Source organism: Laceyella sacchari (genome assembly GCF_024927925.1).
GTDB classification, from domain to species: Bacteria; Bacillota; Bacilli; order Thermoactinomycetales; family Thermoactinomycetaceae; genus Laceyella; species Laceyella sacchari.
Genome location: NZ_CP103866.1, coordinates 311,040 through 334,569, shown reverse-complemented (window position 1 = coordinate 334,569; position 23,530 = coordinate 311,040). Strand labels below are relative to the sequence as shown.

Here is a 23,530-nt window from a genome sequence, read left to right as displayed (position 1 = left end):
CGATATGGACCCCGGTCCCCCGATTCCTTCGTCATGAAGAAAATATAAGGCTTCCCGGCGCCCCATCAACCGTAGTCCAGCTATTTTCGGTAGCCGGGTAGAGACGTTCAGGCCTTATTCCTAAACATATACGGGTGGGCGAACAACTAAATTTCATCATATCAAGCCGTCCATAGGCGGTCAAGATCGCTTCCGTCCACCCATGATTTTCCACAATGTTCGCCAACGCAACACCATCGCCTTTCCTTCTTCGTTTGCCCCATATCTCCGTTGTTCATACCAACGAATGAACGAGGCAATCTCTTGATCTGTCTGCACATCTCTTCCCATAAACGCTTCCCAGCGCTGACGCATCGTGAGGCCGGTTTGATTGCTCCACCTCTGCTCTCACTTTTTCTATATTTTCAATCAATTGATACACCTGTGAATGTCCTTCATCCCAAACAAAGCCGCTCGTCTCTTCTGTCGTCATCGATTCCCTCCATTTTTGTTATTTGAACCCACCTTGCAGCTGGTACAAGCACGCGCATGGCATTCCACATGTTCATCCGTATCAAAAATACTCTTAAACAAAATCATAATATTATTATATACAAACCTGATCCGCTCTCGATACCGTTTCCTCCACTAGGGCACGCCTGGTCTGATGCGCAGGCCAGCGGCTCCAAAACCGTTTTCTCATTGGCTTCACTCGGGTATTTCCCACCCCCTTGCTCGCCAGCCACACTCGTCGCCATGCCCTGTGAAAAGAGAGTAAATTTTATGTTTCATGAAATGGAATAAAGGTAATATAATGTAGAAAGATAAGTTAGTACATATTTAAAAGGCGGGGATGATGGAATGTCATTTTTATTTCAACCTTTTACCCAAAAGGAAGTCACTTTGCCCAACCGCGTTGTTTGTTCCCCCATGTGCATGTACTCCGCTGGAGACGACGGAAAGGTAACTGATTGGCACATTGTCCATTATGGTACAAGAGCGGCCGGAAAAGTGGGCTTGCTGATGGTAGAGGCAACAGCGGTGGAACCTCGGGGCCGCATCAGCACGAATGATTTGGGATTGTGGTCTGATGAGCAGATGGACGGGTTAAAGCAAATTGTTTCGTTTGCCCATTCTCAAGGTAGCAAAACGGCTATCCAATTGGCCCATGCCGGCCGGAAAGCGATCGTGGATGAACCGATCATCGCCCCCAGTGCGATTCCGTTTAGTGAAGGAGACAAAACACCGCTGGAGATGGGAAAAGAGGAAATCGCCCAAGTGATTGAGGCATTCGCCCAAGCGGCGCGACGCGCTTCAGAGATCGGCTTTGACATCATTGAAATCCATGCCGCCCATGGCTATTTGCTCAACCAATTTTTGTCGCCACTATCCAACAAAAGAACTGATGAGTACGGTGGAGACCTGAATGGCAGAGCACGACTGCTCAAGGAAGTCATCCAAGCCGTCAAAGCGGAATGGGGAACTTCTCGTCCCCTTTATGTACGCATTTCTGCTGTGGACTATCACCCTGATGGCATCCAATTGGCGGACAGTGTCGCTCTGGCACGCATGATGAAAGAGTGGGGCGTTGATCTGGTGGATGTCTCCTCCGGCGGCATTACCCCTCAACCACCGGATCGCATCTTCCCTGGATATCAAGTCTCTTACGCTGAAACAATCAAGCGCGAAGCCGGGATTGCTACCGGGGCTGTCGGCCTGATTACCACCCCGGAACAAGCAGAAGAGATTATCGCCAATGGACGGGCTGATCTTGTCTTTTTGGCTCGGGTACTGTTGCGTGATCCCTATTGGACCATTCATGCCGCTAAAAAACTTGGTGTAGAATATATTGGCCCCAAACAATACAAATATGGATTTTAACCGCAAACCGCCCAAGAACCAATCGCTTGGTTCCTGGGCGGTTTGCAGTAGGAAGGGGCATTCTGCATTCTTCCCATCCGACTGAAGCTACCGGTATCGCAACAAACACGAACCAGCCCCATCACATAGAAGTCAACTTTTGCGGTGGATCAGCCGGCTCCACATGCACATGTACATGGGCAATTCGCTCAAAACCGATCAACGCCTCTTCCACCTCTTCCGTCAAACGGTGGCTTTCCTCAACTGATAAATGGGCATCCACGCCTACCGTCAACTCCACAAACACATGCATGCCTTGATGGCGCGCACGTAACGCTTTAACCTCTCGAATGCCCGCAATCTGAACAACCCGTGCATGAATTCGCCCTGTTTTTTCCTCATCAAACCCATCCATCAACATATCGATCGCCGGCTTTCCCACTTGGTACCCCGTGCGCAAGATCAACAGGCCCACTACAAACGCAGCCAATGGGTCCATCCACATCCATCCTAAGTTGGCACCGACGATCCCCACCGCCGCCCCCAAACTGACCAATGCATCTGAACGGTTGTCGTGGGCAGCCGCTTGCAGTGCTTCGCTGTTCGTTTTCTTGCTTAATGCGAAGTTGACGCTGGATACAAGCAACATGACCACGGCCGAGATCAGCGATACGGCCAGTGCGGCATTGCCAATCTGCCCCGAGCGCGGGTGCAACACTGCTTCAACCGCACCAATCCACACTTCCAAAGCCACCAACACCATACATGATGCCGCCACCAATGTTGCTACCGTCTCAGCTTTGCTGTGACCAAATGGATGATTGCTATCCGCTGGCTGGATGGCCACCCGCACCCCAATCAGGATCGCCACCGACAACAATATGTCCGACACATTGTTTAATCCATCAGCGAACACCGCTTGGGAATGCTCCGTCACGCCGATCCAACACTTGACCGCACTTAAGATGAGGTAGGAAAAAATGCTGAGCCAGGCTCCTTTTTGCGCTTCTGCCGCTTGCTTGGACTCAGGTAACTTTACCATTTTTGTCCCCCTTCCTTCTTCAACCCACTATATGATAAGGAAGGGCTCCCTTCTTAGTCCAGAGAAACGTTTTTTACCCCATTTAGAAAAGATGACAACTCCCATTAATGTTGGCTCCGGGCAACAATTCACCCAGCTGTCCCACCCTTTTTTTTGCGAACTCCCTATAATAGAAAGAATAAGATAACAATGTTATCATGAAGAAAGACAGATGATGATTGAACCGAGATAGGTGGGTTAAATCCATGTGGAAAAAAGAACTGGTAGAAGAAGCATGTCGTAGGTTTAAGGGAACACCCGAAACAATCAAGCCGCTCGGGGGCTTTTATAACAACGTGTTTGAGTATGAGCGGGATGGGGAAGCGTGCGTGCTCAAGCTGATGCCCATCGCCACCAAAGATAAAAGTCAACTTCACTCAGAGTTAAAATGGGTGAATTTTTTGCGTTCGCATGGCATCGCGATCCCTAAGCAAATCTTATCGACGCGCGGTCAATCGATTGAAACCATTATCGAGCTTCCCATCCCATGTTGCGCGATCTCCTTCCGCAAAGGGGAAGGGAAACTGTTGGAAGCCTCGCGCCTCAATGATTGGAGCCCCAATCTGTTGCGTCGGATGGGCCAAGTGATGGGCAAGATGCACTCCCTTTCTCAACGCTTCTTGCAAAAAGAACAGGCCACTACCTTTGAGGAATGGGACGAAGGCGAGATATATCATAGAGATTGGTCCTTCATTGACCGTCCGGTCGCCGACCGCTGGTCATCGATGTTGCAAAGGGTACACCAATTCCCCAAAACAAGCAGATCCTATGGGTTAATCAATAATGATTTCCATCATGACAGCATCTTGATCAGCAACACAGGCAATCCTATCGTGGTTGATTTCAACCGTGTCAAATATCACTGGTTTACATACGATATTGCCATTGTACTATTCCACGCCTTGGAATCGATCCCGGAATCAGAACATGCCGCTTTTAAGCAACTGTTCACCCATGAGTTTATGTCAGGCTACTTCCTTGAAAACATCCTGGAAGACGATTGGCGCCAGCAATTGGACTTCTTCGTGGAATTCCGGTTGTACTTTATCTATTTGCACCGGCTGATTCACTTGCACCGTGATGTAGACGCACAAGAACAAGAAACAAGAATCAAAGAATACAAAGAGCGAATGGATCGCCTCGCGTATCCCACCATGTGATTTCCCCAGCAATGAGAGAAAAAACGCTGTCAGGTGTTTACCTGACAGCGTTTTTACATACCCTCCGGCATAAAAAAAGCCGGCTTTGGCCGGCCGTATTAGCGAATTTATGAGATATATGGTTTGGGGTTGACAGCCTGTCCGTTTTTATGCACTTCAAAGTGCAAGTGAGGCCCTGTGGAACGGCCGGCATTCCCCACCGCCCCGATTACTTGGCCCCGGGCAACCCGTTGTCCCGTGCTCACTTTTACTTGATAGCTGTACATGTGGGCGTACAACGTCTCCAATCCGTTATTATGGCGCACAATAATATACCAACCATATCCGCCCGCATCATATCGCACCGACTTCACCACGCCGCCTTCTGCCGCATAAATCGGCGTGCCGATCGGCCGCGGAATATCTACACCGGCATGAATGTGGCTACCGCGGTTTTGCCCGTAGTTCCAGAAGGTCATGCCCCGTGAGGATGGATATCCCAAGACACCGCCCCCGACAAAGCCGAATTCTCCCATCAACTTTTGCTCTTGCTTTTCGAGTTCCTTCAACTCGGCTTTGTACTTGGACATCTCTTTCATCATTTTCTCGACGCGTTGCTTTGATTCTTTAAGAAGCTTTTCTTGCTCTTCCTTGGCTTTGACGACTTTGGCTTTATCTTCTTCATATTTTTTCTTCAAATCATTATAATGATGAAAGTCATTCATATCTTGATTGACAATGATGCGGATCAATTGGAATCGATTCAAAAAGTCGGCAAATGACTCTGCTGCCAACATGTGGGCTAAGTATTCGTTTTCGCCTTGCAGATAGAGGCGTTGCAATTTCTTGCGTAACTTCTGTTCAACCGCCTTCTTCTCTTTTTCATTGGCGGCCAGGTTTTTGTTCAATGCATCTATTTGTTGCAGATAAGCTGAAAGCTTTTCATCTACTTTCGACACATCTTTTTTATGCTGTTCCAGTTTAGCTTCTACTTCCTTCAAACTCGCCTTCGTTTCTTTCGCTTCGTTTTTCACATCTTCCAGTTTCTTTTTCGTATCTGACTGCGAGGGGTTCGCCAAGGCTGGACTGCTGTGTATCCCCCAAGACGACACCACAAGCGCCAGAGTGATGAAACCGATAGGCAGGATTCTTCTCATCATCTTCTCCTTCCGTCATGTGATTCTATTAGCATTTTAACAAAATGCGTAAGAGCCGTCTCATTCTTTCATTCGATAAGAATTTCTTTTTTATGACTTTATGTAATAGCAGGGCACCGATGACACCTGCTCAAATCCCTCTTATCACAACGGTTGCCCGCTTCATTTGTCCATTTATTGAAATCACGAAAAAACGAGCAAAAAAACCCCCACCAGTCAACCGACTGCTAGAGGCTACGGAGAATCGCATCATCGTCTCGCTTATTGCCGAACCAAAGCGTTAAGGCAACTCTTTTCTTTCTTACCGTGCAGCCAAAAGTAAAGGCCGGAAGCAACCAAAACAACAATACCTAGGAAGATATATAGCGAGCGATAGCTGATCATAGGTATGAAGAGTCCCAATAGATAAGGGCCGAATCCTAGCCCGGCATCAAGAAAGATAAAGAAGGTCGACGTTGCCAGCCCCATACGTTCAGGGGGCGTCAACTTTACAGCGATCGCCTGCGTGCATGACTGCATATTCCCAAACCCGAGCCCTACCAGTGCACCCCCCATCAACAAAGTGAAACTGCTATGGGCTAAACCTAAAAGCAACATGCCGGCTGCAAAGAGAATAAAAGCCGGGTACATGACATAGTTGGCTCCTTTCACGTCCATTAACCGACCCGTAAATGGACGTGAAACCAATACTGCGATCGAGTAGACAAGAAAGAAAAAACTAGCTGCGCTAACTAGATTCATCTCAATGGCATAGAAGTTTATAAACGAAAGAACACTGGAGTAACAAAAGGCGATGACCAGCGTTACCCATGCTATAGGAACCGCCTTCGGTTCAATCAATTGGAAGGGCTTCAACTCTGTCATCTCAACCTTTTTTGCGCTACTTTCTAATGCCGGGGCATGCACAAAGAATGCCGTGAGCAAACTGATGACACCTAAAGCCAAGCAGAGACTGAAGATCATTTGCGCGCTTGCATGCTGATTCATATACAGTCCAATAAACGGCCCAATCGCTGTGGCCAATGTCGTGCTCATGCTGTAATAACCGACACCTTCTCCTTTTCGTGTAGCGGGGATGATTTGAGCCACAATCGTTCCGGTTGCCGTGCTTGCAATGCCTAGTGCAATCCCATGCACGAAACGAGTGAAAATAAGAAAGGTGATACCCAGATGGATGAAATATAACGATGTCGTTAACAGATAGAGACCCAATCCAATAAACAACGTTCTTTTGCAGCCAATTGAATCGATTTTACGGCCAATAAAAAGACGCCCAATTAGCGTCCCTACGATAAAAATCCCTGTAACCAGACCAGCCTGGCTTGCAGTGGCATGATATTCATCTACTGCATAAACACCTATAATTACGACTAGCAAATAAAAAACCAGCGTCAGCAAAAAGTTGATGCTAGACACAATGATAAAATTATTTGTCCACAATTTTGCTTTGCTCAATGTTGCTCCCCTCTCGTTTCATGATGTTCGCCTGCACTTTGGGCAGTGTTTGAAACATAATCATTTGATCTTCCTTATCGATCCCTTCCATCACACGATGTTCCAATTCCGTTATTTTTTTTCTGCATTCTTTGTAGATCTCTTCTCCTAATTCCGTTAACTGAATGATCTTTTCCCGTCTGTCTTTGCCTGGAATTTGCTTCACGATGTTCAGCTCTTCCAAACGTTGAACTCTCCTCGTAATGGTTGGCTTCTCAACTTGGTATTGATTTGAAATATCTACAAGCGTCGACGGCCCATCGTTTTTTATATAAAAAATTACTTGCCATAAAGAATAAGAAAGCTGATAAGTGCTCATTAATTCATTCAGCCTCGTGATAAGCGGCCGATACAGCCTTAAATATCGTTGAAAAAAACCCTCCACTGTCGGTACTCCCTTCTACGGAGAAATAATTAATATGGGCAACTATTGCCCAAGGTAACTATATGCCGTTCTAAAAAAAATGTCAAGCACTGCCCTTTCACCATTCATATAAAAGAAAAGGCCTTTCACCAGTTTTACACTGATGAAAGACCTTCTTTGGCTTTATGATGTTATTACATCATGCCGCCCATTCCGCCCATGCCATTCATGTCTGGAGCTTGAGCTTTGTTTTCTTCCGGTTTGTCAGCTACAACCGCTTCGGTGGTCAGGAACATAGCTGCTACGGAAGCTGCGTTTTGCAGTGCGGAGCGGGTTACTTTGGCCGGGTCTACAACACCCACTTGGATCATGTTTACCCATTCGCCAGTGAGTGCGTTGAAACCAATGCCCACTTCTTCTTTTTTGAGGCGCTCTACAATGACGGAACCTTCCAGTCCGGAGTTGTGAGCGATTTGACGTACTGGCTCTTCCAGAGCGCGTTTGATGATGCTTACACCCGTTTTTTCGTCGCCAACCGGCAAGGTTGCTTCGAGGTCTTCTACCGCACGGATAACGTTCACCAACGCGGTACCGCCACCAGATACGATCCCTTCTTCTACTGCCGCACGGGTAGCGTTCAATGCGTCTTCGATGCGCAGTTTTTTCTCTTTCAATTCGGTTTCGGTAGCCGCACCAACTTTGATCACTGCTACGCCGCCAGCCAATTTAGCCAGACGCTCTTGCAGTTTTTCTTTGTCGAACTCGGAAGTGGTTTCTTCCAGTTGTTGGCGGATTTGTTTGATGCGTGCTTGGATGTCGGATTGCTCGCCGAAACCATCCACCACGATGGTGTTTTCTTTGTTTACACGAACTTGACGTGCGCGACCGAGGGATTCGATACCCGTGGATTTGAGATCCAATCCCAAGTCTTCGGTAATCACTTGACCGCCGGTCAGGATCGCAATATCTTCGAGCATCGCTTTGCGACGATCGCCGAAGCCTGGTGCTTTCACAGCAACTGCGGTGAAGGTACCACGCAGTCTGTTCACTACGAGGGTCGCCAATGCTTCGCCTTCTACATCTTCAGCGATGATCAACAGCGGACGACCTTGTTGTACGACTTTCTCCAATACTGGCAGCACGTCTTGGATGTTGCCGATTTTCTTGTCGGTGATCAAGATGTACGGCTCATCCAACACAGCTTCCATTTTGTCGGTGTCAGTAATCATGTATGGAGAGATGTAACCACGGTCAAATTGCATCCCTTCCACAACTTCCAGCTCGGTGTTGAATCCTTTGGACTCTTCCACGGTGATTACGCCGTCGTTGCCCACTCTTTCCATCGCTTCGGCAATCAATGCACCCGTCTCTTCGTCGTTAGCAGAGATCGCAGCTACTTGTGCGATGGAATCTTTGCCTTCGATCGGTTTTGCAATCTTTTTGATTTCGGATACAGCAGTACTTACTGCTTTTTCAATCCCTTTGCGCAGAACCATTGGGTTAGCGCCAGCAGCTACGTTTTTGAGGCCTTCGCGAATGATCGCTTGTGCCAACACAGTTGCGGTGGTGGTACCGTCCCCAGCCACGTCGTTGGTTTTGGTTGCTACTTCTTTAACCAGTTGAGCACCCATGTTTTCGAACGGGTCTTCCAATTCGATTTCTTTCGCGATGGTCACACCGTCATTGGTGATGAGCGGAGAACCGAATTTTCTCTCCAATACCACATTGCGACCTTTTGGGCCGATGGTTACTTTCACTGCGTTAGCCAGGGCATCTACCCCGCGCAGCATCGCACGACGCGCGTCTTCACTAAATTTGATATCTTTCGCCATAATCTTCCGTCCCCTTTCGTATGTAGGGTATTTAATTTATGTTAAAGCAACGCTCAGATGTCCTTCATTACTCCACAACAGCGAGAATGTCGCTTTCACGAAGGATGAGATATTCTTTCTCACCATACTTTACTTCGGTGCCAGCATATTTGGAGAAGATGACGAGGTCGCCTTCTTTAACCTCCAATGCGATGCGGTTCCCTTTCTCATCCACGCGGCCTGCGCCTACTGCCACGATCCGTCCTTCTTGTGGCTTTTCTTTGGCGGTTTCTGGCAATACAATTCCGCTAGCGGTTTTTTCTTCTTTCTCAACTGCTTCTAAAACGACACGATCACCCAATGGTTTGATCATCGTAATAACCCTCCTTCGTATGAGGTGGTATGAAATAGTTTCATGTTGTTAGCACTCGACCTCGATGAGTGCTAACATCAATTATAATGATATTCATCTCGTTTTCATTTTTCAAGTATCCACCACAAAAAAAATCTAATAAATATTGTTCCTTCCTCACACATATCAAGCGCTGGCCGGGTCGGGATATCCCGCCTAACATAAAACACCGGTCGCCCATCCTCTTCTTTACAGGCAACCGGTGTTTGCCGCTTCCCTTATTCTTGTCCGCGCTCAGGCAGCTCAAAATGATCGCCGAACGCGTTTGGATCTGTCAAATCGCCCATGTCCGCCATCTCCGGTGCCATATGATTCGGCTCCCTTGTTGCGGACGTCTGAGTCTCTGATTTTGACTTCCGCTTCATGAACTTCGTTAAGTCAATGTACTGTCCCATCTGCGTTTTGGTTTGCGACGCCAAATTAGACATGGTGACGGCCATCCCCTGTCCCTGCGCTCTGTTCCACAGCCTGCGGAGAGAAGGCGCCAACAACCACGCCAGCGCGCCAATCACCACCAACCACAGCAACGCACAACTAGAGCTACGATTTCTTCTCCAATAGTCCATGCTTTTACCTCCACCATGAGAAATTTTTCTCATGGTGAAGTGTGCCCCAACCGATGAAGGTTATGTAAAAAAACGCCGTTTGAACGGGCCACTTTAGGTAGCCCGCCAACAATGGCGTTTTACACAGCGTTATCGTCCGCCTCTTCCCGCTCCATCTTTCTCACCAAGCCAGCTGATAGCCAAATCCCCACCTCATACAAAACGATCAAGGGGATGGCCACAAGGATGTTGCTTAAAAAATCGGGCGGCGTGATCACCGCTGCGATCACCACCATGATGAAATAAGCGTATCTTCTCATCTTAGCCAACAACTGCGGCGTGATGATCCGGATGCGGGTCAAAAACAGAATGATGATCGGCAGTTCGAAAAAGATACCCAGCGGCAAAATCACCCCAAATAGAAAATTGAAGGTTTCTTTGGCCGCCAAGAGTGTGCCGAGTCCCATCAGCTGGTTAATGTTCTTCAGAAAATCAATCAAATAAGGGATGATGACAAAATAACCAAATGCGATGCCAAGCAGGAACAACCCGACCGACACGGGGATGTACAACAAAGCTGCCCGCTGTTCGCGGGGGTTCAGGCCCGGTTGGACGAATCTCCATGCATGGTACATGAGAAAAGGCAACGTCACGATGAACGCCATGATGAAGGAAATATTCATATAGATTCTCATGCCGTCTTGTAGTCCCATCGTGTTAATGGCCTGTTTTGGGAACAAGTCGCTCACTATGTAGCGGAAAATCGGCATGGAATAAAACAGGCTGATCACCAGCGCTATCACAAAAAACACCAAACACCATATGATCCTGCGCCGCAACTCCCCCAAATGATCAGACAGCGGCTGCAACTCATCATTCTTCATTTCAAGACGACTCCCTTGACATTAAATTACGGGTTACTCCTTTTCATCAGATACCTCAACGTTCTCCTCATCCGGAAAGTTTTTCAGGAAATAAATCAAGGTTTGCAGCTCAATCGTCAAATCGATATTGTGAATCCGGACAGTGGGCGGGGCAGTCAACCGAGCCGGCGTGAAGTTGAGAATGCCGCGAATGCCCGCTTCAAACAAGAAGTCTGCCGTCGCTTGGGCCACATTGACAGGTACCGTCAAAATCGCCACTTCCACATGATGCAAGGCGATCACTTCTTTGAGCCGATCCATCGAGTAGACGGGGATGCCATCGATGTCTGTACCCACTTTGCGCGGGTCCTGATCAAACCCAGCCACAAGTTTGGTATTGTGACTACGGTAAAAATTATACCGCAACAAGGCCGTCCCCAGGTTACCCACACCGATCAAAACAACGTTGGTCACCTCGTCCTGCTTCAGAAAATCGCGCAAAAACTGGAGCAAATAAGTTACATTATAGCCATATCCTTTTTTTCCCAGTTCACCGAGATACGAAAAGTCGCGGCGAATCGTCGCCGGGTCGATCTGTAGCGCATCACTCAAATCGGAAGAAGAGACGCGCTGCTTGCCGATCGCGTGTAATTTCTCCAAGTAACGGTAATACAAAGGCAAACGTTTGGCTGTCACCTGAGGGATCTTTTGTTCAGCCATGTTGTTTCCCCACACCTCCAGATATGTGAATTTCCGAACAAGAAATGTGCATGTCCAATATAACACAATCACTCATGGCATACATGGCCCCGTTTTTTCATTTCGCCATTTTGGCGGAGCTTCTCTTCCGTACCAACGGATCAGGCCCGCGCAAATGACATCTCCCTCTCGGAACTGATCAGCAGGTGCAATGGTTGATCATGAGGTTCAGGATAAACGGTTGGCACAATCTGCTCTTCATAAGCGACACCGATGCGCCAAGCCTTGGCTTGCCGCTCGAACAACCGATCATAATACCCCCCTCCATAACCCAGTCGATACCCGGCGAGATCAAAGGCGACTCCAGGCACAATGACCGCTTCCAGCCTTGTGTCTGCTACCTGCCGTTCCGAAATTGCCGGCGGTTCCAAAATGCCATAAGCCCCTACTACACACTCCTGCAAACTGCTGACTTCATACCAACTCATCCCACGAGTTTCCCTGATCACTTTCGGCAAGGCCACTCGTTTGCCTTGCTGAAGCGCGGTTTCCATCGACATCCGCACATCCACTTCATTTCGAAATGGCATGTAAAAACCAATCATGGTAGACTGTTGAAACACGGGATGCTCGATCAAACGCTGGCAGATGCGTTCTGAACTTTCTTTCATATATTCGGGAGCAAGCTGGTTCCTGAGCTCCAGTTGTCGCTTGCGCAACGTTTCTTTGTTGGACATGAGAGCTTCATCCTTCAATTTTATGTTAATCCTCATTATTTTACCAGAAAACATTTTTTCTTGTTATCTGACACTCACGCTTCCGCCAGCGAGCACGTTTGCTCTCGTTCCGCGTCTTTATTACACTGGGTAGTGAATGAATGAACGAGGTGACATCATGCTATTGCAAGCAAAACATATCCATAAATCTTACGGCGGAACCACAGTGCTCGAAGATGTCCACATACAGGTAAACGAGCATGAACGGATTGGGCTGATCGGACCCAACGGTGCGGGCAAATCCACGTTGCTCAAAATCATCATCGGTGAAACCGCCCCTGATCACGGGGAAATCCATGTGTCCAAAAAAACGCGCTTGGGCTATCTTGCGCAAAACACTGCCTTCTCCTCAGAGGAAACGATCTGGAACGAGCTTTTATCCGTCTTTGCCGATCTGTTAGATCTGGAGAAGGAAATGCGCTCCCTTGAACACGAAATGGGCCTAGAACAGGTTTATTCCGACGCTGACCTTTATCAAAAAATCACCGAGCGTTACGCCAAATTGCAAGAAACCTTTGAAGAGAAAGGCGGCTATGCGTTTGAAGCCCGCATTCGTGGGGCCTTGCACGGATTGGGATTGGGTGATTTCGATTGGAAGCGAACTCGGGTCAATGAACTGAGCGGAGGACAAAAAACCCGCATGGCTCTGGCTAAAATGTTGTTGGAAGAACCCGATCTGTTGATTTTGGACGAGCCGACCAACTACCTGGATATGCAGGCAGTCGCTTGGTTGGAACAAACATTGAGCAACTATAGCGGTTCGCTCCTCATCGTTTCGCACGATCGGTATTTCCTCGACCGGTTGGTCACTGTGATCTATGAGCTGGAACATCACCACCTCACCCGCTATGTCGGCAATTACACCAAGTACGTACAATTAAAAGAGGAAAAACGGCTACATGATCTCAAACGGTATGAAAGCCAACAAGCTGAGATTAAAAAGATGGAGGAGTTTATTCAAAAGAATATCGCCCGCGCCTCCACCACCAAGCGGGCACAAAGCCGACGCAAAGCGTTGGAAAAGATCGAACGACTTGAACGACCCGCAGACCAGCGACGAGAAGCAGCCATCCGCTTTGAAACCGCCGTGACAAGCGGCAAAGAAGTCCTAGCGGCCACCGATTTGACTATCGGCTACGACCAACCGCTTATGAGCGGGCTTTCTTTCCAGATCGAGCGCGGTGAGCACATCGCCTTGCTCGGCCCCAACGGAATGGGCAAATCCACCCTCTTAAAAACCATCGCAGGCAAGCTTCAACCCCTTGCAGGCAACCTGAAATGGGGCGTGCAAGTGGAGTTGGATTATTATGATCAGGAACAGAAAGAATTGCACCCCGACAAGCAAGTCATTGACGAGCTGTGGGATGATTACCCCAACTTGGATCAGACCACCATCCGCTCTTATCTAGGGCAATTTTTGTTCAGCGGCGATGATGTGTTCAAACAAGTAGGCGCGTTAAGCGGCGGCGAAAAAGCCCGTCTTTCCCTGTGCAAACGCCTGTTAAACCAAGCCAATTTCCTGTTGATGGACGAGCCTACCAACCACTTGGACATGGTAAGCAAAGAACGGTTGGAAGAAGCGCTGGAAGATTATCCGGGCACTCTGTTGTTCGTCTCCCACGACCGGTACTTCATCAATCGCCTGGCGACGAGGATCTGGGAATTGACCCCGGACGGAATAAAAGATTATGTGGGAGATTATGAACGCTATCTTGAAAAAAAGGCGTTAGAAGCATTGGAGAAAAAAGAACAGCCTGCCACCAAAGCGGATGACGACGCAAAGGCCAAACAAGCAGAAGCTTACCGCCAACGTGAGAAAGAAGAAAAACGCCAGCGCAAGAAACGACAACAAATGATCGACCAGTTGGAGAAAGAGATCGCAGAACTGGAAAGCAAAATCGCCGCCATTCACAACGAGCTGTGCAAGCCGGAAGTGTTCAGCGATCCGGAGCAGAGCGCCTCTTTACAAAATGAATTGCGTTCGCTGGAAGCAGACTTGGAACAAAAGACCGATGAATGGGCGGAATGGGCGGAGTAATCGCCAATTCCCTGATAGGAGCGGGTGTCTAAGCGGCATCCGCTCCATGGTTTATAACCCCGCATGCACCCGGAGTAATCGCAGAAATTGACGTTGTCTCCGCAGGCATCGTTGCGCTTCGTCCAAGGTGACGGGTTGAAAGCGCAAACGGTCACCCGGCAACGCTTGGGCAATCTGAGGGAGATCGACTGTACTCACAGTAGCGATCTGTGCATATCCCCCTGTGGTTTGCCGTTCGGCCAGCAAAAGGATGGGCTGACCGTCGGCGGGGACTTGAATGGAACCGCAGGTCACCGCGCCAGACAAGATGTCTGCGCCTTTCTCATGGGTCAATGGAACACCGTCCAGCTTAACCCCCATCCGATTCATTTGTGGGGTCACCGTGTAGGGAGTATTGAAAAAAGCCTCCAAGGCCTCCGTTGTGAATGCATCTTGATGTGGGCCCAGAATCACCCGGATCGGAGCGCCTTGCCGGTAAACAGGTCGGCATGAAGGGGGCAACAGTCGTCCTTCTTTGGCCACCTGGCCACGAAAAGAACCGATTGGCAATCGATCACCCCGGCGCAGAGGCCGTCCCCGCCATCCCCCCATTCCGGCAGTGAGATAAGTGGATCGGCTCCCCAACAGGCTGGGCACATCCACTCCCCCGGCCACTGATAAGTATGCGCGCGCACCAAGGGGTTTCCCCCGCACTGTTAACTGCTCTCCCTTGCGCCACCACAAACTCTTCCACAACGGCACTGGCTTACCCGCGAGTCGCGCCCCCAAGTCGGAACCAGTGATAGCGATCAAAAGATCGGTTTCCGCCTCAAGTACCGGACCTTGTAGCGTCATTTCCAATCCCGCCGCTTCCGGTGTATTCCCGACCAGAATATTCCCTAGCTGAAGAGCCACCGCATCCAGCGCCCCGCCGACACTCACGCCAAACCGCTGAAATCCTGGGCGGCCGAGATCTTGCACCGTTGTCAGCAACCCGGGGGACAGCACGCGAATCATCGGCCTTTCCCCACCGGCCTGACAGTGATGCCCTCCGCTTGCAATCGTCGGCGCAACGCCTGAGCCAATGCAGGTGCATGCGGATGATCCCCATGCAGGCAAACCGTGTCCGCTTGGATGGGGTGTTTGCCGCCATCTAGCGTTTCCACCACCCCTTCCTTTATCATGGTGAGAACCTGTGCCACCGCTTCCGCCGGGCCAGTAATCACCGCCTGCGGATTAGTGCGGGGTGTCAACTTCCCATCAGCTTGGTAAGTGCGATCAGCAAACACTTCTTCAGCAACAACCAGCCCTTGTTCCCGTCCGGCTTTCGCCAACAACCCCCCTGCCAAAGCATACAAGACCAGAGTAGGATCAACGTCAACGACCGCCTGCGCCAATGCCTCCGCCAATGCAGGTTCCCGCTCTGCCATGTTGTACAGCGCTCCGTGCGGCTTGACATGATGCAAACGAACCTGATGCGCGCGAGTAAACGCCAGCAACGCGCCCACTTGGTACACCGTCATATGATAGACATCGGAAGCACTCACACGCATCTCCCGCCGCCCAAAACCAAGCAAGTCAGGCAACCCTGGATGTGCCCCCACCGCCACTTTGTGCCTTTTGGCCAGTGCGACTGCCCGCCCCATGACTTGCGGATCACCCGCATGGTAACCACAGGCAATATTGGCAGACGTGACCCATGGCAACAACGCCTCATCCTCTCCCAGCCGATACCGACCAAACCCCTCTCCCAAGTCTACATTTATATCAATGCTTCCCTTCACCAGACATCCCCCCTCCATGCTCCCAACTCACTTTTACCGGCGGGATCCCAGCTTGGCTAGCCTCTTGAAGCGCACAGAATTCCTCCGGCCCACAAGGCCGAAAGCGGAGGTAGTCCCCCATCTTCAGCAGACTGGGAGCGGCACTGTTCGGTTGAAAAAGCGTTAAGGGGGTCCGGCCGATGATTCGCCATCCCCCGGGAGTCGCCAGCGGATAAATTCCGGTCTGCCTTCCTGCGATTCCGACCGCTCCTGCCTCGATGCGGGGTCTGGGCGTAGCCAGCCGCGGTGTAGCGATGCGGGCAGACATGCCTCCCAAGTATGCAAATCCCGGAACAAACCCGATCATCTGCACCCAATAGGTCGGCGCCGTGTGGATCCGGATCACCTCGTCCTCACTCAGGTGATTCAACCTGGCCACATCAGCCAGATCTGGACCCCATTCTCCTCCATAAGCGACAGGAATCTCCACCACCCGCCGGGCTACCTGCTCCTTGTCAGGCCGCCACTTAGCAGCCTGACGCCGCATCCATCTCTCCACTGCCTTGGCTGAAGTGCGCAAAGGATCATACACCACCGCCACCCCGGCAAAGCCGGGAATCCATTCCACAATCCCCGGAGGTCTCTGCCGCTCCAACATCTCGCACAGATAAACCAGTTGCTCATGGTGTTGACGGGTGCCTTCCCCATCCAGCTCAAAGAGCAATCCTTGATCCCCCAGCAAGCGCACATGCATCATGGATGTCCCCTATTCCAAATAATTGTTATATTCTTTCTATTTATAATACACTAACTTACTTGACAAATGAATTGTTCAGCTCAAAGATCTTCCAACAGGTTATGCGAGCGAAATTTCCCACAATCATTCACAAGTTATTCACAACTTAATCACAAGAAGTATACAAGCAACTGGTTATCCACAAATTCATCCACAATTTATACACAAAAAGAGTTACCGCCCTCCCTGGCAGTAACTCTCCTCATCCCTTACCTTGCGTTTATTTTATTAATGGTAAGTTGGCATCCGCATTAAGCTCCAAATCAGCCAACACGCCGTCCAAAAACTGATATGTTCCTGCCGCGGCAATCATCGCCGCGTTGTCCGTGCACAACTCCAACGGCGGGATCGCCAGCCGGATGCCCTCTTCTTTGCATCGTTCTAATAAGCGAATGCGCAAGGCGCTGTTCGCCGATACTCCACCAGCCAACACCAATTGCTCTACACCGGTTTCCTTTGCGGCGCGAATCGATTTCTCCACCAACACGTCTAGCGCCGCCTCCTGAAAACTGGCCGCCAAATCAACATACCGAATCTCTTCTCCGCGTTGGCTAGCATTGTGCATCAAATTCATCACCGCAGATTTCAACCCGCTGAAGCTAAAATCAAACGACCCGGGCTCCAGCCAAGCCCGCGGCAAATCGTAGGTGGGTTCTCCTTGTGCCGCTAATCGGTCAATCTGCGGACCTCCCGGATACGGCAACTTCATGAGGCGAGCCACTTTGTCAAAAGCTTCCCCAGCGGCGTCATCCCGGGTTTTGCCCAGACGGCGGAAATGGTTGTGACGATCCATGTGGATCAGCTCCGTATGCCCGCCCGATACAACAAGGGCAACCAGCGGAAAGGTGAGGGGTTCCACCAAATGATTGGCGTAAATGTGCCCCGCGATGTGGTGAACCGGCACGAGTGGCTTCCCAGTAGCATACGCCAGGGCTTTGGCGGCAGTCACACCGATGAGCAAAGCACCCACCAATCCGGGGCCCTGCGTCACCGCAATTGCATCAATTTCCTCCATCTTCACCTTCGCCTCTTCCAAGGCCTTCTGAATAATCAAGGTGATGCGCTCAACATGCCGACGCGAAGCCACCTCCGGCACGACCCCGCCAAATTTCTTGTGTACATCCATCTGCGACGAAATCACATTGGACAGGCATTCGGTTCCTCCGCGAACCACTGCAGCCGATGTTTCGTCACAGCTTGTTTCAATTCCCAATATGAGAGGTTGATTGTTCATCTTGTTCATGCAATGTCACCCACATGATTATGGCATCTTCTTTATTATCGGTGTAATACGCTTTTCTCACTCCTGAGCGGACAAAACCCAACTGTTCATACAGCGCCTGGGCCACATGGTTGGAAACCCGTACTTCCAATGTCATGGAAGTGGCCCCCAGCTCCCGCGCCAACTGCATCACGTGAAGCAACAGCCGTTTTCCCAATCCCCGCCCACGGTAATCTGGATGGATGGCTACATTGGTGATGTGCGCTTCATCCAAAATCAGCCAAAACCCGCAATAACCCACAATCTCCCCGTCGACACATACCACCGTATAGTGGGCAAACTGGTTGAGCACCAGCTCATTATAAAATGCTTTTCTGGGCCAAGGGGTGGGAAAGGAGAGGTTTTCCACTTCAGCGATGCGCGTCAAATCCAACAACTCCATCGGCCGGAAAGTGACGGCCCCCTCACGTTTCTCACTCATTCGCCTCTGCCTTTCCCCTCTTTTTCAACCAATTGGCTTCCGCTTCGGTGATTTGCAAATAATTCGGCGTAAAATCGGCGTGCTCTGGCGGTTGATGCGCCTTCCATTTCTGTCCGCACAACCACGCCAATTGCGCAGCACGCGGAATGTGATCCGCAGCATTGCCCCACACGGCTCGCTCACCCAGTGCCTCTCGGATGCTTTCACGAAACTTGGCCACATCATCTCCCAAGAACAGAACCGGTTCTTCCCGCTCCCGCAACCAGTCCAATAACGCGCTCACTTCCATCACTTGCTGGGGCAAGACTTCGGTCGGCACTCCCCGTTGCCCACGGTATACGCCCGTGTATGCCCGTTGCCTCCGCGCATCAAACATCGGCACCACCAGACCGGGATAGTTCAACCCATTCATCGCCAGCACCGTCAAGCTCGATTCGCTGTACAGCGGCAACTGGCGCGCCCAAGCCATCGTCTTCGCCGTCGTCACGCCGATGCGAATTCCCGTATAGGAGCCTGGTCCGGCGGTGACCGCCAACGCACCAATCTCCTCAATCGACAGCTCCAGATCAGCAAGCAACCGATCCACCGCAGGCATCAAGCGCACCGAATGGTTTTTATGCAGATTGGTCATCACTTCGCCCAATACCCGATCCGATTCCGCATCGTAAACGGCCACACCCAACACCAACGTAGATGTGTCCATCGCCAATAACTTCATTCAACACCCAACTCCTTACAGACCGATTCCCACCGCGCATGGCTGGAGTAGCAAGCAATCTCCCTCGATCCATCGCCACGGACGGAGAAGTTGAGCCACAGCGTCTCTTCCGGCAACCAAGGCTCCACGCGTGAAGCCCATTCGACCACACACACGCCGTCGCCGTAAAAATAATCGTCCAGCCCTATTTCTTCCACGCCATCCAAACGGTACACATCCATATGATAAAGCGGAAGCTTGCCTTCATACTCTTTAATGATCGTGAAGGTGGGGCTGTCTACCTCTTCCTGGACAGCGAGTCCTTCGGCGATCCCTTTGGCAAACGCCGTTTTTCCAGCGCCCAAGTCCCCTTCCAAAGCCAAAACATCACCGGCGCGAAGCAATCCGGCCAGCCGAACCGCCAGCGCCCGGGTCATTTGTTCCGATTTCGTGGTCAGTACGCATACCTTTTCCATACGATCACCCAACTTCAGAAATTGGCTCTCCCAACCTTTCTATTAGAAGAAAGCCGCCTATCAACGGCTACACACTCACACACAGTTTACCAAACATCTCACTTTGCCCGCATCCTTCGATCTGTTCACAGCTTTTCCCACCATGATGGTCAACTATGCAATAAACAAAGGACCGCAGCTTATGCCACGGTCCCCTCGTTCATTCTCCAGAGCGGGTGAAGGGAATCGAACCCTCGCATTCGGCTTGGAAGGCCGATGTTCTACCACTGAACTACACCCGCGTACACTATCGTGCTGTTTCAATTGACATGGTCGGGGTGACAGGATTTGAACCTGCGACCTCCTCGTCCCGAACGAGGCGCTCTACCAAGCTGAGCCACACCCCGAAGTTATGATGAAAATGGTGCGGTCGGCGAGACTCGAACTCGCACGGTCAGGGACCACTACCCCCTCAAGATAGCGTGTCTGCCAGTTCCACCACGACCGCATGTGTAAGTCCATGGTGCGGGTGGAGGGACTTGAACCCCCACGCCAGAGGCGCTAGAACCTAAATCTAGTGCGTCTGCCAATTCCGCCACACCCGCTCACAAAATCGGTTTATTTCAACTCATATACCATGTCGCTCTCAATCGACAAGAATAAATTTAACATGGATAGTGCACAAAGTCAACAGGTTTTTTAAGATCGAATATTATGTCTTCATCCTAATCAGGAAGAACGTTGTTTTTCGTGAAAGACCAACGGCTCTTGCTTCACATGGTCTGTGTACAAGTTCAGTTATCATTCTTACTTTTACATGCAAAAATGAGAAGCGCACATTATTATTGATTAAATAATATGAAGATTATATAATAATAATCGAATCACGTATAGTTGTCTATACAATCAGTCGTCTATATCCTTTGCAATGGTCATCATAATTCATCCTGCCCATCTCACAACCAAAGGAGTGACATCATGAGAAGAAGATCAGCAGGTAAATTCCTTTGTATCGCCATGGTTTTGTTGCTGCTCGTTGCCCTTGTGCCGCCAGGCGCCTTAGCGGCCAGTGAATGGCAACCGAATACCGCTTATAATGTAGGCGATGTTGTGACTTATCAAGGAAGCGTTTACCAATGCTTACAATCCCATACTTCCCTTACTGGTTGGGAGCCGCCCAACGCTCCTGCGCTGTGGAAGTTGACTGATGGCGCTGGAGACGACACGGAGCCGCCCACTGCACCGACCAACCTCGTCTCAACCGCTCAAACGGCATCCTCCATCTCCCTCTCTTGGAACGCTTCCAGTGACAATGTCGGTGTTACCCAATATGAGATTTATCGCGGCAACACCAAAGCGGGTACTGCCACCGCCACCACTTACACCGATACCGGTTTAACCGCGGACACCGCTTACACCTATACAGTCAAAGCCAAAGACAAAGCCGGCAACGTATCCGATCCGAGCAACGCGGTGACAGTGAAAACCAAGGCAAACGGCACCAATCCAAATCCCAACCCCAGCTCACACAAGATCGTAGCCTACTATACCAGTTGGTCCACCTATGCACGAAACTATCAAGTAGCGGATATCGACGCTTCTAAAATCACACACCTCAATTACGCCTTTGCTAACATCGCCAACGGTGAAATCGTCGTTGGAGACACTTACGCAGACACGGATAAAGCGTTCCCCGGCGATTGCTGGGATCCTGGCTGTCAGCGTGGCAATTTCAATCAATTGACTAAGTTGAAGCAGAAATATCCCCACTTGAAAACATTGATTTCCGTTGGCGGTTGGACTTGGTCCGGCGGATTCTCCGATGCAGCCCTCACTGACGCATCGCGCACCCGCTTCGCCGACAGCGCGGTTCGTTTCATCAGACAATACGGTTTTGACGGCGTCGATCTTGACTGGGAGTATCCCGTGGGCGGCGGTTTAAATCCCGGACGTCCCGAGGATAAGCAAAACTTTACCTTGCTCCTTGCAAAAGTGCGGGAAAAACTGGACGCAGCCGGACAAGCTGACGGCAAACATTATCTTTTGACCATCGCTGCAGGCGCCAGCCCCAGCTACTACAACGACAATACTGAAATAGACAAAGTGAAAAACTATGTGGATTGGATCAACATCATGACCTATGATTTCCGTGGCGCATGGGAAAACGCCAACGGACATAATGCTCCGCTCTATGCGGACCCCAGTGATCCCCATCCTAAGCGCGACACTTACAACATTGATGCTGCTGTAAACGGCTTCCTGAATAAAGGCGTTCCCGCCTCCAAATTGGTACTGGGCATGCCATTCTATGGGCGCGGTTGGAAAGATTGCCCTGCTACCAACAACGGCCAATTCCAAACCTGTAATGGCCCTTCCCAAGGAACATGGGAAAATGGCGTGTTCGACTTCTCTGACCTGGAAAACAACTATATCAATAAAAATGGTTACACCCGCTACTGGAATTCGGTCTCCAAAGTACCCTATCTGTACAATCCAACCAACAAAGTGTTCATTTCCTATGATGATGCGGAATCCTTTGGCCACAAAACCGCTTATCTCAAATCCAAAGGCTTGGCTGGTGCCATGGTCTGGGAGTTGTCAAGCGACCGCAACCAAACATTGCTCAACAAATTGTACAACGACTTAAAATAAACAAATAACAACTAAGCGGCTGGACGTAGAGCAGCCGCTTTTTTTGTGCCCTACACTCGATTGTCGCCCCCCTTAGGCCCCTATCGCACAAAAACGGGGACATAGACCGTCTGAAAAGCCCTTTTTCTTTCACCCTCCGTCAGTAAAATGAGAAGTGAAAACATTCATTCCATACCGCAATCATATTGCTCCATTTAATAGACAACCGCGAAATGGAGGGCTACCAAAGATGAAGCGACTACTTAAGAAAAAGCGATTCTGGGTGGTGCTGGGCTTGATCGTGTTCGTATATTTCAACAACAGCTCGCTCTTCACCAACCCATCCGCTCAAAAGCCCATGTTGCTGGCGCACCGGGGACTTGGGCAAACATTCGACATGAAGGGGCTGACCAATGACACTTGTACAGCGGAGCGAATTTATCCACCTGAACACCCCTACCTCGAAAATACGCTCCCATCCATGCGAGCGGCGTTTGCCGCCGGGGCCGATATGGTGGAATTGGATGTTCATCCCACCAAAGATGGCCAGTTTGCTGTTTTTCATGACTGGACACTCGATTGCCGGACAAATGCTACCGGTGTGACGCATGAGTATACGCTGTCTGAACTGAAGAAGTTGGATATCGGTTACGGATACACTGCTGACGGCGGCAAAACGTTTCCATTCCGCGGCAAAGGAGTGGGGCTAATGCCTTCGCTTGACGAAGTGCTGGCCGCGTTTCCCAAGCAGGAGTTGCTGATCCATGTGAAAAGCAACGACCCTGCGGAAGGAACTCAACTAGCCCGTCGGTTGGCCACCTTGCCTGCCGACCGCTTATCCCGGATCACCGTATATGGTGGAGATGAACCCATTGCCGCTCTGGAACAGCAACTTCCCCATCTGCGCACCATGTCCAAAGCCTCACTGAAAAAGTGTCTGCTTCCTTACATAGCCATCGGTTGGACCGGTATCGTACCAGACGCATGCAAACACACGCAACTCCATGTTCCCGATTACGCCGCGCCATGGTTGTGGGGTTGGCCCCACCGTTTCTTAGCCCGGATGAACGAGGCAGGCACACGAACCATTCTCGTCCGGGATGGTGATGGGTTTTCCGCCGGTTTTGACACCGCCGAAGACCTCAACCATTTGCCAGAAAACTACACAGGTGGCATCTGGACCAACCGCATCGACCGCATCGCCCCTCTTATCCAGCGGCGGACGCAGTAATCTTTCCAACATCACGTTGTCCAGGGGAGATAGGTATAAAAAAGCCCGGCAGACCAG

Annotated in this window: 23 protein-coding genes, 4 tRNA genes and 1 riboswitch; of the genes, 5 read left to right on the top strand and 22 right to left on the bottom strand. The window is 50.3% G+C overall.

Annotation, left to right across the window (positions count from 1 at the left end; genetic code table 11):
- Positions 1-52: 52 nt before the first annotated feature.
- Positions 53-154: riboswitch (purine riboswitch) on the bottom strand.
- 26 nt (positions 155-180) lie between these two features.
- Positions 181-330: a hypothetical protein gene (locus NYR52_RS01875; RefSeq protein ID WP_158283410.1), complete on the bottom strand. Its 150-nt coding sequence runs from the start codon at positions 328-330 to the stop codon at positions 181-183.
- Positions 331-840: 510 nt separating this feature from the next.
- Here NYR52_RS01875 and namA point away from each other — a divergent pair.
- Positions 841-1,860 carry an NADPH dehydrogenase NamA gene (gene namA / locus NYR52_RS01870; protein WP_022738626.1) on the top strand — a complete coding sequence of 340 codons (1,020 nt, stop codon included), beginning with the start codon at positions 841-843 and terminating at the stop codon, positions 1,858-1,860.
- 121 nt (positions 1,861-1,981) lie between these two features.
- Here namA and NYR52_RS01865 read toward each other — a convergent pair whose 3' ends face one another.
- Positions 1,982-2,881 (bottom strand): cation diffusion facilitator family transporter, encoded by a 900-nt coding sequence (locus NYR52_RS01865; protein WP_132223577.1) that lies wholly within the window; start codon positions 2,879-2,881, stop codon positions 1,982-1,984.
- A 245-nt stretch (positions 2,882-3,126) separates the two neighbouring features.
- On the opposite strand from NYR52_RS01865, the gene NYR52_RS01860 reads away from it, so the two are divergent.
- Positions 3,127-4,080 carry a phosphotransferase enzyme family protein gene (locus NYR52_RS01860; protein ID WP_132223574.1) on the top strand — a complete coding sequence of 318 codons (954 nt, stop codon included), beginning with the start codon at positions 3,127-3,129 and terminating at the stop codon, positions 4,078-4,080.
- A 107-nt stretch (positions 4,081-4,187) separates the two neighbouring features.
- Here NYR52_RS01860 and NYR52_RS01855 read toward each other — a convergent pair whose 3' ends face one another.
- The 9 genes from NYR52_RS01855 to NYR52_RS01815 all read right to left on the bottom strand — a co-directional run bounded on the left by NYR52_RS01855 (position 4,188) and on the right by NYR52_RS01815 (position 12,141).
- A complete protein-coding gene (locus NYR52_RS01855) occupies positions 4,188-5,219 on the bottom strand; it encodes a murein hydrolase activator EnvC family protein (protein WP_259436170.1) in 1,032 nt (343 codons plus the stop codon).
- Between the two features lie 258 nt (positions 5,220-5,477).
- A complete protein-coding gene (locus tag NYR52_RS01850) occupies positions 5,478-6,671 on the bottom strand; it encodes an MFS transporter (RefSeq protein ID WP_259436169.1) in 1,194 nt (397 codons plus the stop codon).
- On the bottom strand, positions 6,643-7,029 hold the full coding sequence (locus NYR52_RS01845; protein WP_259436168.1) for a MarR family winged helix-turn-helix transcriptional regulator: 387 nt from the start codon (positions 7,027-7,029) through the stop codon (positions 6,643-6,645). The genes NYR52_RS01850 and NYR52_RS01845 overlap by 29 nt, the downstream gene beginning before the upstream one ends.
- Positions 7,030-7,268: 239 nt before the next feature.
- Positions 7,269-8,906, bottom strand: a complete 1,638-nt coding sequence (gene groL / locus NYR52_RS01840; protein ID WP_022738632.1) for a chaperonin GroEL — start codon at positions 8,904-8,906, stop codon at positions 7,269-7,271.
- A 67-nt stretch (positions 8,907-8,973) separates the two neighbouring features.
- Complete coding sequence (gene groES / locus NYR52_RS01835; protein WP_022738634.1) at positions 8,974-9,258, bottom strand: co-chaperone GroES; 285 nt, start codon at positions 9,256-9,258, stop codon at positions 8,974-8,976.
- Between the two features lie 257 nt (positions 9,259-9,515).
- Positions 9,516-9,863, bottom strand: coding sequence for a hypothetical protein (locus NYR52_RS01830; RefSeq protein WP_132223565.1), 348 nt, complete (start codon positions 9,861-9,863; stop codon positions 9,516-9,518).
- 119 nt (positions 9,864-9,982) lie between these two features.
- Positions 9,983-10,726: a twin-arginine translocase subunit TatC gene (gene tatC / locus NYR52_RS01825; RefSeq protein WP_106343291.1), complete on the bottom strand. Its 744-nt coding sequence runs from the start codon at positions 10,724-10,726 to the stop codon at positions 9,983-9,985.
- A 33-nt stretch (positions 10,727-10,759) separates the two neighbouring features.
- The gene (locus NYR52_RS01820) at positions 10,760-11,425 is read right to left on the bottom strand and encodes a redox-sensing transcriptional repressor Rex (RefSeq protein WP_132223559.1); all 666 of its coding nucleotides are present in this window, start codon (positions 11,423-11,425) and stop codon (positions 10,760-10,762) included.
- A gap of 140 nt (positions 11,426-11,565) precedes the next feature.
- Positions 11,566-12,141: a 5-formyltetrahydrofolate cyclo-ligase gene (locus NYR52_RS01815; RefSeq protein ID WP_158283408.1), complete on the bottom strand. Its 576-nt coding sequence runs from the start codon at positions 12,139-12,141 to the stop codon at positions 11,566-11,568.
- Positions 12,142-12,298: 157 nt separating this feature from the next.
- Between NYR52_RS01815 and abc-f the strand changes: the two genes are divergently transcribed.
- Positions 12,299-14,218 (top strand): ribosomal protection-like ABC-F family protein, encoded by a 1,920-nt coding sequence (gene abc-f / locus NYR52_RS01810; protein ID WP_259436167.1) that lies wholly within the window; start codon positions 12,299-12,301, stop codon positions 14,216-14,218.
- A gap of 51 nt (positions 14,219-14,269) precedes the next feature.
- Here abc-f and NYR52_RS01805 read toward each other — a convergent pair whose 3' ends face one another.
- From NYR52_RS01805 to NYR52_RS01755, 11 genes are all read right to left on the bottom strand, one after another.
- Positions 14,270-15,214, bottom strand: coding sequence for a 5-oxoprolinase subunit C family protein (locus tag NYR52_RS01805; protein WP_132223553.1), 945 nt, complete (start codon positions 15,212-15,214; stop codon positions 14,270-14,272).
- Positions 15,211-15,999 (bottom strand): LamB/YcsF family protein, encoded by a 789-nt coding sequence (locus NYR52_RS01800; RefSeq protein WP_259436166.1) that lies wholly within the window; start codon positions 15,997-15,999, stop codon positions 15,211-15,213. The genes NYR52_RS01805 and NYR52_RS01800 overlap by 4 nt, the downstream gene beginning before the upstream one ends.
- A complete protein-coding gene (pxpB, locus tag NYR52_RS01795; protein ID WP_259436165.1) occupies positions 15,965-16,717 on the bottom strand; it encodes a 5-oxoprolinase subunit PxpB in 753 nt (250 codons plus the stop codon). Before pxpB ends, NYR52_RS01800 begins: the two co-directional genes overlap by 35 nt.
- A 259-nt stretch (positions 16,718-16,976) precedes the next feature.
- On the bottom strand, positions 16,977-17,990 hold the full coding sequence (gene tsaD / locus NYR52_RS01790; RefSeq protein ID WP_029072123.1) for a tRNA (adenosine(37)-N6)-threonylcarbamoyltransferase complex transferase subunit TsaD: 1,014 nt from the start codon (positions 17,988-17,990) through the stop codon (positions 16,977-16,979).
- On the bottom strand, positions 17,959-18,459 hold the full coding sequence (gene rimI, locus NYR52_RS01785) for a ribosomal protein S18-alanine N-acetyltransferase (RefSeq protein WP_132223544.1): 501 nt from the start codon (positions 18,457-18,459) through the stop codon (positions 17,959-17,961). The genes tsaD and rimI overlap by 32 nt, the downstream gene beginning before the upstream one ends.
- Positions 18,452-19,177, bottom strand: coding sequence for a tRNA (adenosine(37)-N6)-threonylcarbamoyltransferase complex dimerization subunit type 1 TsaB (gene tsaB, locus NYR52_RS01780; protein ID WP_102991374.1), 726 nt, complete (start codon positions 19,175-19,177; stop codon positions 18,452-18,454). Before tsaB ends, rimI begins: the two co-directional genes overlap by 8 nt.
- Positions 19,174-19,632 carry a tRNA (adenosine(37)-N6)-threonylcarbamoyltransferase complex ATPase subunit type 1 TsaE gene (gene tsaE, locus NYR52_RS01775; RefSeq protein WP_132223541.1) on the bottom strand — a complete coding sequence of 153 codons (459 nt, stop codon included), beginning with the start codon at positions 19,630-19,632 and terminating at the stop codon, positions 19,174-19,176. Before tsaE ends, tsaB begins: the two co-directional genes overlap by 4 nt.
- A 210-nt stretch (positions 19,633-19,842) precedes the next feature.
- Positions 19,843-19,913 (bottom strand) — tRNA-Gly (locus NYR52_RS01770).
- 28 nt (positions 19,914-19,941) lie between these two features.
- A tRNA-Pro gene (locus NYR52_RS01765) sits at positions 19,942-20,018 on the bottom strand.
- 15 nt (positions 20,019-20,033) lie between these two features.
- Positions 20,034-20,119, bottom strand: a tRNA-Leu gene (locus tag NYR52_RS01760).
- Positions 20,120-20,132: 13 nt separating this feature from the next.
- Positions 20,133-20,216 (bottom strand) — tRNA-Leu (locus NYR52_RS01755).
- Between the two features lie 373 nt (positions 20,217-20,589).
- Between NYR52_RS01755 and NYR52_RS01750 the strand changes: the two genes are divergently transcribed.
- Together NYR52_RS01750 and NYR52_RS01745 are read left to right on the top strand one after the other, a co-directional pair.
- Positions 20,590-22,263: a glycosyl hydrolase family 18 protein gene (locus NYR52_RS01750; RefSeq protein ID WP_259436164.1), complete on the top strand. Its 1,674-nt coding sequence runs from the start codon at positions 20,590-20,592 to the stop codon at positions 22,261-22,263.
- Between the two features lie 229 nt (positions 22,264-22,492).
- Complete coding sequence (locus NYR52_RS01745) at positions 22,493-23,473, top strand: glycerophosphodiester phosphodiesterase family protein (protein WP_259436163.1); 981 nt, start codon at positions 22,493-22,495, stop codon at positions 23,471-23,473.
- The last annotated feature ends 57 nt before the right edge of the window (positions 23,474-23,530 follow it).